The sequence below is a fragment of the Novosphingobium sp. KN65.2 genome, assembly GCF_001368935.1.
In the GTDB taxonomy this organism is placed as follows: domain Bacteria; phylum Pseudomonadota; class Alphaproteobacteria; order Sphingomonadales; family Sphingomonadaceae; genus Novosphingobium; species Novosphingobium mathurense.
Genome location: NZ_CCBH010000149.1, coordinates 21,196 through 33,072, shown reverse-complemented (window position 1 = coordinate 33,072; position 11,877 = coordinate 21,196). Strand labels below are relative to the sequence as shown.

At 63.5% G+C, this 11,877-nt stretch carries 13 protein-coding genes; 9 read left to right on the top strand and 4 right to left on the bottom strand.

Annotated features, from left to right (window positions below; all coding sequences use genetic code 11):
* The first annotated feature begins 13 nt into the window (after positions 1-13).
* Both rpoD and SPHV1_RS11660 read left to right on the top strand, forming a co-directional pair.
* Positions 14-2,044, top strand: coding sequence for an RNA polymerase sigma factor RpoD (gene rpoD / locus SPHV1_RS11665; RefSeq protein WP_054946213.1), 2,031 nt, complete (start codon positions 14-16; stop codon positions 2,042-2,044).
* A gap of 113 nt (positions 2,045-2,157) precedes the next feature.
* Positions 2,158-2,601 (top strand): PaaI family thioesterase, encoded by a 444-nt coding sequence (locus SPHV1_RS11660; protein WP_054946212.1) that lies wholly within the window; start codon positions 2,158-2,160, stop codon positions 2,599-2,601.
* A 57-nt stretch (positions 2,602-2,658) separates the two neighbouring features.
* Here the strand turns inward: SPHV1_RS11660 and SPHV1_RS11655 are convergent, their stop codons facing one another.
* Positions 2,659-4,215, bottom strand: a complete 1,557-nt coding sequence (locus tag SPHV1_RS11655) for a catalase (RefSeq protein ID WP_054946239.1) — start codon at positions 4,213-4,215, stop codon at positions 2,659-2,661.
* Between the two features lie 193 nt (positions 4,216-4,408).
* Here SPHV1_RS11655 and rpiB point away from each other — a divergent pair, with 193 nt between their 5' ends.
* The 7 genes from rpiB (at position 4,409) to SPHV1_RS11620 (ending at position 8,844) form a co-directional block, all read left to right on the top strand.
* Positions 4,409-4,846 (top strand): ribose 5-phosphate isomerase B, encoded by a 438-nt coding sequence (rpiB, locus tag SPHV1_RS11650; protein ID WP_054946211.1) that lies wholly within the window; start codon positions 4,409-4,411, stop codon positions 4,844-4,846.
* 20 nt (positions 4,847-4,866) lie between these two features.
* Positions 4,867-6,165 (top strand): serine hydroxymethyltransferase, encoded by a 1,299-nt coding sequence (glyA, locus tag SPHV1_RS11645; RefSeq protein ID WP_054946210.1) that lies wholly within the window; start codon positions 4,867-4,869, stop codon positions 6,163-6,165.
* A 4-nt stretch (positions 6,166-6,169) separates the two neighbouring features.
* Positions 6,170-6,397, top strand: a complete 228-nt coding sequence (locus SPHV1_RS11640) for a hypothetical protein (RefSeq protein WP_054946209.1) — start codon at positions 6,170-6,172, stop codon at positions 6,395-6,397.
* Between the two features lie 33 nt (positions 6,398-6,430).
* Positions 6,431-6,928 carry a transcriptional regulator NrdR gene (gene nrdR / locus SPHV1_RS11635; protein WP_054946208.1) on the top strand — a complete coding sequence of 166 codons (498 nt, stop codon included), beginning with the start codon at positions 6,431-6,433 and terminating at the stop codon, positions 6,926-6,928.
* Positions 6,921-7,646, top strand: coding sequence for an RNA methyltransferase (locus SPHV1_RS11630; RefSeq protein WP_054946207.1), 726 nt, complete (start codon positions 6,921-6,923; stop codon positions 7,644-7,646). Before nrdR ends, SPHV1_RS11630 begins: the two co-directional genes overlap by 8 nt.
* Positions 7,647-7,872: 226 nt before the next feature.
* Complete coding sequence (rpsD, locus tag SPHV1_RS11625) at positions 7,873-8,487, top strand: 30S ribosomal protein S4 (protein ID WP_054946206.1); 615 nt, start codon at positions 7,873-7,875, stop codon at positions 8,485-8,487.
* Between the two features lie 132 nt (positions 8,488-8,619).
* Positions 8,620-8,844: a hypothetical protein gene (locus SPHV1_RS11620; protein ID WP_231634643.1), complete on the top strand. Its 225-nt coding sequence runs from the start codon at positions 8,620-8,622 to the stop codon at positions 8,842-8,844.
* A gap of 24 nt (positions 8,845-8,868) precedes the next feature.
* Here the strand turns inward: SPHV1_RS11620 and SPHV1_RS11615 are convergent, their stop codons facing one another.
* The 3 genes from SPHV1_RS11615 to SPHV1_RS11605 form a co-directional block, all read right to left on the bottom strand.
* Entirely contained in the window at positions 8,869-9,495 is a 627-nt protein-coding gene (locus SPHV1_RS11615; RefSeq protein WP_054946238.1) for a ParA family protein, read from the bottom strand.
* Positions 9,496-9,681: 186 nt separating this feature from the next.
* On the bottom strand, positions 9,682-10,809 hold the full coding sequence (gene tgt, locus SPHV1_RS11610) for a tRNA guanosine(34) transglycosylase Tgt (protein WP_054946204.1): 1,128 nt from the start codon (positions 10,807-10,809) through the stop codon (positions 9,682-9,684).
* A gap of 20 nt (positions 10,810-10,829) precedes the next feature.
* Entirely contained in the window at positions 10,830-11,873 is a 1,044-nt protein-coding gene (locus SPHV1_RS11605; protein WP_054946203.1) for a YdiY family protein, read from the bottom strand.
* Between the last annotated feature and the right edge of the window lie 4 nt (positions 11,874-11,877).

Sequence of the window (11,877 nt, the reverse complement as noted above, 5' to 3'; positions counted from 1 at the left end):
TAACGGCGGTGGAATGAGCAGAAACGACGACAACAGCGGCGACAAGAACGACGGCACGGACGCCCCGCTGATCGATCTCAACGAGGCTTCGATCAAGAAGCTGATCGCGCGTGCTAAGCGCCGCGGCGTCATCACCTATGACGAATTGAACGAGGCCCTGCCCCAGGACCAGATGTCTTCCGAACAGATCGAGGACATCATGGCCGCCATCTCCGAGATGGGCGTCAACATCGTCGAGAGCGACGAAGACGCCCAGAGCGACGACGACAACGATAACGACAACGATGTCGACGAAGTCGATTCGGACGATTCGGCACCCAAGATGGTCGCCGAGACGAAGAAGAAGGAAACGATCGAGCGCACCGACGACCCGGTGCGCATGTACCTGCGCGAGATGGGCGCGGTCGAACTGCTCAGCCGCGAAGGCGAAATCGCGATCGCCAAGCGCATCGAAGCCGGGCGCGACATGATGATCCTGGGCCTGTGCGAAAGCCCGATCACCTTCCACGCGATCATCCAGTGGTCCGAAGCGCTCAACAACGGTGAAATGCAGCTGCGCGAGATCCTCGATCTCGACGCCATGCTCTCGAAGGAGCCCGCGCCCGAAAGCCTCAACGAGGACGGCGAGAGCGACGACGACGGCGAAATCAGCGAAGCCACCGCAGGTCCCTCGTACAAGGAAGACGACGACGAGGAAGAAGAGTCGGCCGAAGGCGAGGAAGGCGAGGACGGCGAAGGCCGCAGCGAGCGCCAGCGGGACGACGACGAAGAAGACAACACCCTCAGCCTTGCGCAGATGGAAGCTGCCCTCAAGCCCGAAGCGCTTGAGAAGTTCGCGCGAATCACCGAACTGTTCCAGGCTTTCGAGAAGCTGCAGTCGGAGCGTCTCGACGCCCTGGCGCTTGGCATCGACTTCCCGACCGCCAAGGAAGACCACTACCAGCAGTTGCGCGAGGAGCTGACCGCGCAAGTGGAATCGGTACAGTTCCACGCGACCAAGATCGAATACCTGGTCGACAACCTTTACGCCTTCAATCGTCGCCTGACGACGCTGGGCGGCCAGATGCTGCGCCTTGCGGAGCGTCACAAGGTCAAGCGTGCCGACTTCCTGAACACCTACGTCGGCCGCGAACTGGACGACACCTGGCTTCCGGAAATGTCCAAGAAGGACAAGAAGTGGGCCGCCTTCGCCGAGAACGAGGCCGATTCGGTCGAGCGCATCCGTTCGGAAGTTTCGGACATCGCCGCTGCCACCGGCATGGCGCTCCCCGAATTCCGCCGCATCGTCAACATGGTCCAGAAGGGTGAGCGCGAGGCGCGTATCGCCAAGAAGGAAATGGTCGAGGCGAACCTGCGCCTGGTGATCTCGATCGCCAAGAAGTACACGAACCGCGGCCTGCAGTTCCTCGACCTCATCCAGGAAGGCAACATCGGCCTGATGAAGGCGGTCGACAAGTTCGAGTACCGCCGCGGCTACAAGTTCTCGACTTACGCCACGTGGTGGATCCGCCAGGCGATCACGCGCTCGATCGCCGACCAGGCCCGCACGATCCGTATCCCGGTCCACATGATCGAAACGATCAACAAGCTGGTCCGCACCTCGCGCCAGTTCCTCCACGAGCAGGGCCGCGAGCCGACGCCGGAAGAAATGGCCGAGCGTCTCTCGATGCCGCTCGAGAAGGTCCGCAAGGTGATGAAGATCGCCAAGGAACCGATCTCTCTCGAAACGCCGATCGGCGACGAGGAAGATTCGCACCTGGGCGATTTCATCGAGGACAAGAACGCGATCATCCCGGTCGACGCTGCGATCCAGGCGAACCTCAAGGAAACGGTCACCCGTGTTCTTGCCTCGCTCACCCCGCGCGAGGAACGCGTGCTGCGCATGCGCTTCGGCATCGGCATGAACACCGATCACACGCTGGAAGAAGTCGGCCAGCAGTTCTCGGTTACCCGCGAACGTATCCGCCAGATCGAGGCGAAGGCACTGAGGAAACTCAAGCACCCGAGCCGCAGCCGCAAGATGCGCTCGTTCCTCGACCAGTAATGACGGAAAGCCCCGCTTCGGCGGGGTTTTCTTTGTCCGGCATCCAAGACAGACCGGCAGCAGCGGTGCGACGCGATATGGCCGAAGCGCAAGCTTGGCGCTAACCCTTGCCGATGACCGTCTCTGCCAGCCCATCCGCCCTGACACTGCGTCTGACAAAGGCACAGGTTGCAGCGTTCCTTGACGATACCTTTCCGGAAAGCTCCCGACCGCTTCTCGGCCAAGTCGAAAGCCTCGCGCTCAACCACTTGCGCATGCGGCTCGATCCCGATCCGTCCATGCGGCGACCGGGAAACATCGTTTCGGGGCCTTCGCTCATGGCGCTGGTCGACGTGGCCGCCTACGCGGTGATCGCCGCGCACAACGGGCCCGAGGCGATGGCCGTCACCAACGCCCTGTCGATCTCGTTCCTGCGCGCCTGCCAGTTCGAACCAATCTACGCCGATGCGCGCATCCTCAAGCTGGGCAGGCGCCTGGCCAGCGTCGACGTGCGGATCTGGCAGCGCAGCGAGGATCGGCTGGTCGCCCAGTCGACTGTCGGGTATGCGCTGCCCTGAACGAAAAAGCCCCGCCGAAGCGGGGCCTTCCCTTGTTCCGGACGATGTAGGTGCCGACTATTCGGCGGGCTCTTGCTCTGCGATCGCTTCGGCCGAAGCCATTCCCGGCGCCTCGGAATTGCCACCCAGCTTCGCGCGCACGCCCTTTTCGACCCTTTCGCCGGTATCCGCGTCGATCGCCTTCCAATAATCGAACGCACGCCGGAGGATTTTCTCCGATACGCCATCGCAAAGGTGGCCGACGATGTTCGTCACGAGCCTTTCGCGCGCGGCATCGTCCATCACGTCTCGGATGAGCGCGCGCGGCTGGCTGACGTCATCGTCATCCTCGCGAGGGGTATAGGCGGAGCGCACCATCTCCCCGTCGGCGTACCACAGGCCCGCTTCTCCCGAGAGGTCGGGCTGCGCCGCCGGCCCGCCGTAGCTGTTGGGCGCATAGACCGGGTCGGACACGTTTTCGGTCCGTCCGGCACCGTCCTTCGAATAACTGAAGACCGGGCATTGCGGCTTGTTCACCGGGATCTGCCTGTAGTTCACGCCAAGACGCGCGCGATGGGCATCGGCATAGGCAAAGCCGCGTGCGAGCAGCATCTTGTCGGGCGACAGGCCGATGCCGGGCACCATGTTGCTGGGCTCGAAAGCAGCCTGTTCGATCTCGGTATGGAAATCGGTCGGATTGCGGTCGAGCGTGAGCTTGCCGACCTCGATCAGCGGATAGTCCGAGTGCGGCCAGACCTTGGTGAGATCGAAGGGGTTGATACGATAGGTCTTGGCATCCTCGAACGGCATGACCTGCCAGTAGAGCGTCCAGCTCGGATGGTCGCCGCGCGCAATCGCATCGAACAGGTCGCGCCGGTGGAAGTCGCCGTCCTTGCCAGCCATCTCGTCGGCCTCGTCCTGCGAAAGGTAGGCATTGCCGTCGCCAAGATCGGTCTTGAAGTGAAACTTCACCCAGAACTTCTCGCCCGAGGCATTGATCAGGGAGTAAGTGTGGCTGGAATAGCCGTTCATCTCCCGCCACGTCTTCGGCACACCGCGGTCGCCCATCAGGTAGGTCACCTGATGGGCGCTCTCCGGCGACAGGGTCCAGAAATCCCACTGCATGTCGTGATCGCGAAGGCCATTGTCGGCGCGGCGCTTCTGGCTGCGGATGAAGTGCTGGAACTTCATCGGATCGCGAATGAAGAAAATCGGCGTGTTGTTGCCGACCATGTCGAAATTGCCGTCCTCGGTGTAGAACTTCACGGCAAAGCCGCGCGGATCGCGCCAGGTATCGGGGCTGCCACGCTCGCCTGCCACGGTCGAAAAACGGGCCAGGGTCCCCACTTTCGCGCCGGGCTGGAAGACTTTCGCCTTGGTATAGCGCGAGACGTCGTTGGTGACCTCGAAATGCCCGAAGGCACCGCTGCCCTTGGCATGGGGCTGGCGCTCGGGAATGCGCTCCCGATTGAAATTCGCCATCTGCTCAAGAAGATAATGATCGTTGAGAACGATAGGCCCGTCGCGGCCCACGGTCAGGGAATGCTCGTCACTCTGGACGCGGATGCCGGCATCGGTCGTCGTGGGGGGATTGTTTCGTCGGCCAAGGTCGTATCCTCCGGACTGGGTTTGCAGTACCCTTACCCAACACGCCGAACCTGCCGTCAGTTCCGGAGCCGATCCGCAGGAGTACTCATCCCGCCCCGTTCTTGCCAATTGCTGACGCACGCACCATGTCACCGGCGAGGTCTTATTGCGGTGGCCTTCCGAGGCGTATCGCACTAAGGCGCGTTGCGAACCCGATTCCCGGAACTGCCACGGAACGAACATGCGCATCGCTATCGCATCCGACCACGCCGCCGTCGACCTCAAGGCGACGCTGCGCGAGTATCTCATCAATCTTGGCCACGAAGTCGCCGACCTTGGCCCCGAAACAGCCGACCGCGTCGACTATCCCGACTACGGCTACAAGCTTGCCTCGGTCGTTGCCGACGGCACCGCCGAATATGGCGTCGCGCTTTGCGGTTCGGGCATCGGCATCTCGATTGCCGTCAACCGCGACCCCGCGTGCCGCTGCGCACTTGTCTCTGAGCCGCTATCGGCCGCCCTCGCGCGTGAGCACAACAATGCCAACGTCATCGCCATGGGCGCACGCCTGACCGGCGAGGACATGGCCAAGGCCTGCCTAGATGCATTTCTTTCGACCGAGTTCGGCGGTGGTCGCCACGCCGGGCGCGTCGAGAAACTCTCCAACCCCACAAGCTGATCCGAAGAGGTCCAACGAACATGACCGTCGAAACTGCCATCCGTTCCCCCGGCTTCTTCACCGACACGATCGCCCAGAGCGATCCTGCCGTCGCCAAGGCCATCGGCAAGGAACTCAAGCGCGAGCGCAAGCAGATCGAGCTGATCGCCTCGGAGAACATCGTCTCCAAGGCCGTGCTCGAAGCGCAGGGTTCGGTGCTGACGAACAAGTACGCCGAAGGCTATCCGGGCAAGCGCTACTACCAAGGCTGCGAGCCTTCGGACGAAGTCGAAACGCTGGCCATCGAACGCGCCAAGCAGCTGTTCGACTGCGGTTTCGCCAACGTCCAGCCTCACTCGGGCGCACAGGCCAACGGTGCAGTCCTGCTCGCGACGGTCAAGCCGGGCGACACGGTAATGGGCATGAGCCTCGATGCCGGCGGCCACCTCACCCACGGCGCGCGCGCCGCGCTTTCGGGCAAGTGGTTCAACGCGGTCCAGTATGGCGTGACCAAGGACACCCACCTGATCGACTACGACCAGGTCGAAGCCCTTGCCAAGGAGCACCAGCCCAAGCTGATCATCGCAGGCGGCTCGGCCTATCCGCGCGTGATCGACTTCAAGCGCATGCGCGAGATCGCCGACAGCGTGGGCGCGCTGTTCCAGGTCGACATGGCGCACTTCGCCGGCCTCGTGGCTGCTGGCGTGCACCCCTCGCCGTTCCCCTACGCGCACATTGCCACCACCACCACGCACAAGACCCTGCGCGGTCCGCGCGGCGGCATGATCCTCACCAATGACGAGGCGCTGGCCAAGAAGATCAACTCGGCCGTGTTCCCCGGCCTGCAGGGCGGTCCGCTGATGCATGTCATCGCCGCCAAGGCCGTTGCCTTCGGTGAAGCCCTGCGTCCCGAATTCAAGGACTACAGCAAGAAGGTGGTCGAGAACGCCAAGGCCCTTGCCGAAACGCTCAAGGCGCGCGGCGCCGAGATCGTCTCGGGCGGCACCGACACACACCTCGCCCTGATCGACCTCTCGCCGCTCGGCGTGACCGGCAAGGACGCCGACGAAGCGCTCGAACGCGCCGGCATCACCTGCAACAAGAACGGCATTCCGTTCGACCCGCTGCCGCCGATGAAGACCAGCGGCATCCGCGTCGGTTCGCCTGCCGGCACCACCCGCGGCTTCGGGGTCGAGGAATTCCGCGAGATCGGCAACATGGTCGCCGACGTACTCGACGGTCTGGCCAAATGCGGCGAGGAAGGTGACGCGCAAGTGGAACAGAATGTCCGCGCGCGCGTAGAAGCCTTGTGTGACCGCTTCCCGATCTACGAGGACTGATACGATGACCGACCCCCGTCGCCCCCAGGACAATGGCAGCTTCGTCAGCGATGCGCGCCATGAGCTTGCCGGAATGCTCCAGGATGGCCTTGGCCATCCTTCGACCAAGCCGGTACTTGTCTGGGGGGCGATGGGTGCGGTTGCAGGTGCGATGCTGCCTTTCGTATCGATCGGCCTCGGCCTTGCCGCAGGCGCCGGATACAAGTTCTACAAGCGCGTTCGCCCCGACTGAACGCGCCTTTTCCCAAGGAAAGCCCCCTCGTAAATGCGCTGTCCGTTCTGCGCCCACGACGATTCCCAGGTCAAGGACAGCCGCCCGACCGAGGACAACACCGCGATCCGCCGTCGCCGCCAGTGCTCGAGCTGCGGCGCGCGCTTCACGACGTTCGAACGCGTCCAGCTTCGCGAGATCACCGTGGTCAAGACCGGCGGCGATAACGAGGAGCCCCGGCGCGAACCTTTCGACCGCTCGAAGATCGAGCAGTCGGTCACGCTGGCCTGCCGCAAGCGCGGCATCGACCGCGAGAAGATCGACCAGCTCGTTTCCGGCGTCCAACGCCAGATCGAAACCGCGGGCGAGGCGGAAGTGGCCTCCCGCGAAATCGGCGAAATGGTGATGGACGGGCTGCGCCAGCTCGACTCGGTTGCCTACATCCGCTTCGCCTCGGTCTATCGTGCCTTCAACGAGGCCAGGGACTTCGAGGAGTTCGCCGGAACCGTGCGCGATGTTGCCGATGATGAAGGAACTTCCACCAATGGCTGACACCCAGCCCGTCATCGTGCTCGTGCGCCCGCAACTGGGCGAGAATATCGGCAAGGCTGCACGGGCCATGCTGAACTTCGGACTTACCGAAATGCGCCTCGTCTCGCCGCGCGACGGCTGGCCGAACCCTTCTGCTGGGCCTGCCGCCGCCGGGGCCGACCAGGTGCTCGATGGCGCGCAGGTCTATGAGACGCTGGCCGAAGCGGTCGCCGACTGCGCCAATGTCTATGCCACGACGGTGCGCAAGCGCGGCGTCACCAAGCCCGTGGTCACCCCCGAACAGGCCGCGCGCGAAATCCATACCGCCCCGGGCCGCTCCGCCTATGTCTTCGGACCGGAACGCTCTGGCCTGGAAACCGAAGACGTTGCGCTGGCCCGCGCGATCCTGACCGTGCCGATCAATCCGGAATTCGCCTCGCTCAATCTTGCGCAAGCCGTGATCCTTTGCGCCTACGAATGGTCGAAAGGCGCCGATCTTGCGCAGCCGACCGCCGAAGAACTGCTCCCCCCTGCCCCGCAAGACGAACTGGAAGGGCTGATCGGCCATTTCGAGCGGTTCCTGGAGACGAAGAACTACTTCTGGCCCGAGACGCGCGCGGCGGCCAATCGCCTGACCTTGCGCAACCTGCTGACCAAGCCCGGCTGGAATCACCTCGAGGTGCGCACCCTGCGCGGCATTCTCAGCACGCTGGAGGACGCACGGCGCAAGCGCGATTGAGCCGGTTTCAAGACCGAATGCCTCAGCGCGCTTGACATTCCCTGACAACCCCGTAAGGGCCACGCCTTCACATGGCGCCTGCCTGTTTCGGCAGATCCGTCCATTCGGCCCCGCACCCCGGTGAAGCGGCGGCCGCAACCAGCGAAGTACGGCTGGTTGGTGCGCCCCGGGACAACACGGATCGCTGGCCAAGGTGGCCTGGCGACAAGCAGAACGGAGACGACATATGTCGAAGCGCAAGAGCGCCAAGTACAAACTCGACCGCCGCATGGGCGAGAACATCTGGGGTCGCCCCAAGAGCTCGGTTAACCGCCGCAGCTACGGCCCGGGCCAGCACGGCCAGCGCCGCAAGGGCAAGCTTTCGGACTACGGCATCCAGCTGCGCGCCAAGCAGAAGCTCAAGGGCTACTACGGCGACGTGACCGAGAAGCAGTTCAAGCGTACCTACCAGGAAGCCGCCAAGATGAAGGGCGACACCGGTCAGAACCTGATCGGCCTGCTCGAGCAGCGCCTCGACATGATCGTCTACCGCGCCAAGTTCGCGCCGACGATCTTCGCGGCCCGCCAGATCGTTTCGCACGGCCACATCCGCGTCAACGGCGTGAAGTGCAACATCGCCTCGCGTCGCGTGCGCGTCGGTGACGTCATCAGCCTCGGCAACAAGGCCAAGGAAATGGCGCTGATCATCGAAGCGCAGAGCCTGCCCGAGCGCGAAGTTCCCGACTACGTCGCCGCCGACGGCACCGACAAGGTCACCTTCGTTCGCGTCCCGACGCTCGACGAAGTGCCCTACCCGGTGAAGATGGAACCGAACCTGGTCGTCGAGTTCTACTCGCGCTAAGTCACGGTTTTCCGGAGACGGAATTCAGCAAGAGGGCGGTCCTTCCGGGGCCGCCCTTTTCGCATGGGCAAACACCCTCAAAAATACACGATTCGAAGCCCTTGTCAGGAAACTGAAGCAGACTTCGCGCATTTGACCATCGTCATGCAGCGATACCGTTTCATCACCCCCCACCGCACCGGCAAATGGTACCCCGATCTCGATACCGCAAAGCGCTTCGCCTGCGAGATCGGGGCCGGCTTTCTCGATTCCCGCACCGGCCGCTTCGTGGCCTACGTCGGCACCCGGCTCGAGGTCATGAAGCCGCGCAGCGCGAAACCCGGCCACCCCGCCGACCTCCAGAAGGCTCCAGCCTGAAAGGGGCGCAAGAAGCGCCGCGTTTCATTTCAGAGTGATATGGCCCGACGCCCATTTCCACAGGGCGTCGACTTCGCCGGCGGCCTTGCCATCCGGCTCGATCTCACCGGCCACTTCGCCAGTTCCTGACGAGCGGTGGAAGGCAGCCCTTTCGCCGAACTGGACGGGGCAGACCTGCAGGCCCAGCGCCTCGGCCGATTTCGTGGCTTCCTCGATCATGCGGCTGGCCCGCGCCGGAACGGCGTTGAATACGACAAAGGCCGGTTTGCGCGCAAAGGTCATCAGCCCCGCCGTCGCTTCCAGCGCATGAAGGTCGAAGGCACGGGCGCGGGTCGGGATCAGGACGAGATCGGCCACGCGCACCGCTTCACGCGATGCCGTGTCTCCGTGCGGCGGAGTATCGATGACGACCAGTTCGGCGCCGCCACGCCGCGCTTTCTCGATCGTGCTGAACAGGCGTACCGGCGGGCAGGTCATGACTTCCGGCTTGAAATCGCCCCGCCAGTCTCCCCAGGTCGCGGACGTCGCTTGCGGATCCGTGTCGATGACGCAGGTTTCCCGGCCGGCATAGACCGCGCTGGTGGCCAGATGGAGCGCCATGGTCGTCTTGCCCGAGCCGCCCTTCTGGCTGACGATCGCGATGGTCGGCATGAACAACACCCCCTGTCCTGCTGTTCCGGCACCGGAAAATCCGATTCGCTTGGGAAATGCCGGTCAGGGGAATGTCCGGGTGATGCAGCCGCTTGTCCATAGCCGCACGACTTTGTCCCGTGAAACCTGCTCGGGATCGGTCGAAAGCCAATGCGAAAGATCGGTCCCGGTCTGCACCGGGGCCGATCACTTCTTCAGGTAATCACGGCGGAAATCGGCGGCGAAGGCCGCAAAGCGGCTTTCGGCTATGGCATCGCGCATGGCCTGCATGAGCTGCTGGTAGAACGAGACGTTGTGCTCGGTCAGCAACATGGCGCCCAGGATTTCGCCCGAACGGATCAGGTGATGGAGATAGGCGCGGCTGTACGTGCCGCAGGTCGGGCATTTGCAACGCTCATCGATGGGGCCGTTATCTTCGGCATGGCGCGCATTGCGCATGTTGAGAGGACCATTCCAGGTGAAGGCCTGCCCATTACGGCCCGAGCGCGTCGGCAGCACGCAGTCGAACATGTCGACCCCGCGCTCAACCGCGCCAACGAGATCGTCGGGCTTGCCCACGCCCATCAGATAGCGCGGACGGTCGACTGGCAACTGACCGGGGGCAAACTCGAGCGTGGCGAACATCGCTTCCTGTCCTTCACCCACGGCGAGGCCGCCGATCGCATAGCCATCGAAGCCGATATCGACGAGAGCATCGGCGCTGGCCTTGCGCAGACCTTCGTCGAGTGCGCCCTGCTGGATGCCGAAGAGCGCGGAGTTGGCTGCATGTTCGCCGCCGCTGTCAAATCCGTCGCGGCTGCGTTTGGCCCAGCGCATCGACATTTCCATCGACCGGGCAATGACGTCGCGCGGCTGGTCGATCTTCGGGCATTCATCGAAGCACATGACGATGTCCGAGCCGAGCAGACGCTGGATCTCCATCGAGCGTTCGGGGCTGAGCATGTGCCGCGAGCCGTCGAGGTGGCTGGCAAAAGTCACCCCTTCCTCGGTGATCTTGCGCAGGTCCGAAAGGCTCATGACCTGATAGCCGCCGCTGTCGGTAAGGATCGGGCGATCCCAGTTCATGAACTTGTGCAGCCCGCCAAGGCGCGCAACGCGCTCGGCACCGGGGCGCAGCATCAGGTGGTAGGTATTGCCCAGGATGATGTCGGCGCCGGTCGCGCGCACGCATTCGGGCTTCATCGCCTTGACCGTTGCGGCAGTACCCACCGGCATGAAAGCGGGGGTGCGGATTTCGCCGCGACGCATCTTGATGACGCCGGTGCGCGCCTTGCCGTCGGTGGCGTGGATGGAGAATTCGAAACGCGGGTTCATGGCCGCGTCCGTTAGACCGGTCAGAAGCCGTAGACCAGTGAGAACCGCGAAATCGTATCGGTCTTGAGCGAACCGGCCGGCGGCGCGGTTTCATGCTCGATGGAATAGGACAGCTTGGCCTTGAGGCCCTTGGCCATCCCCGCCTCGATCCCGGTGAGCGAGGTGAAGGTGCTGTTGTCGGACCCGATGTAGCTCGAGGCGTCCTGGCTCAGTGCAAGCGTTCCGTTGAGCTTCCAGTCGAAATCGAGCGAAGTCAGGGCGGACCAGGTCGTTTCGGAGGGATCGTCGATGTAGTTCGTGCGGCGAACGGCCGGGCCTGCCTCGACCGAAAGCGTCATGTTGCGGCGCTTAACAAGGCGATAACCCAAACCGCCCGAGAAAGAGAAACGGTCGCGATAGCCCTGGATCTCGTCCTTTTCATACTGGAGGCGACCGTAAGTGAAGACACCATCGTTGATGGTGTAGCGCGGCTGGTAACTGGCCCCGTACTTCTCCCGCGTGACGGTGCCGGAATCCTTCTGGTAATCGGCCGTCGCAAGGATCATGTGCTCCCAGTCGATCCCCTTGCGGTCGAGCTTGAGCGCGCCGGTGAAGCCGAAATTCGTGGTGTTGCCCGTGCTGTGGAAGGCCCCGAGTTCGATCTGGCCCTTCCACAGTTCCAGCACCCCCGATTCGCGAATACGCCGGGTTTCTGCTTCGGTCTTGGCAGCAAGGCGCGCTGCCTTGTCATCGAGATAGGCGCGGTGCATCGCCTTGATCTCGTCCTTGTCGTAAGGCTGCGTCTCGATCGCCATCTTCACGACGGCCGCGACCGTTTCGGATTCGTCGGTCCTGACCGCAGCCTCGATCATCGCCTTGACGTTCTTGGGCAGACTCGGCGGCGGAACTTCGATGAACGGCGTCGGCCAGGGATAGTCCGGCAAGGCCAGACGCAGCGGTTCGGGCGCAAGATCGACAAGCCCTTCGTCGACCGAAAGCCGTGCCTCTTCGAAAGGCTGGGCTTGGGCCGGAACGGCGAGCAATAGCGACGGGAGGGCGACCGGGAGGAACGTCTTCAAAGCCATGACC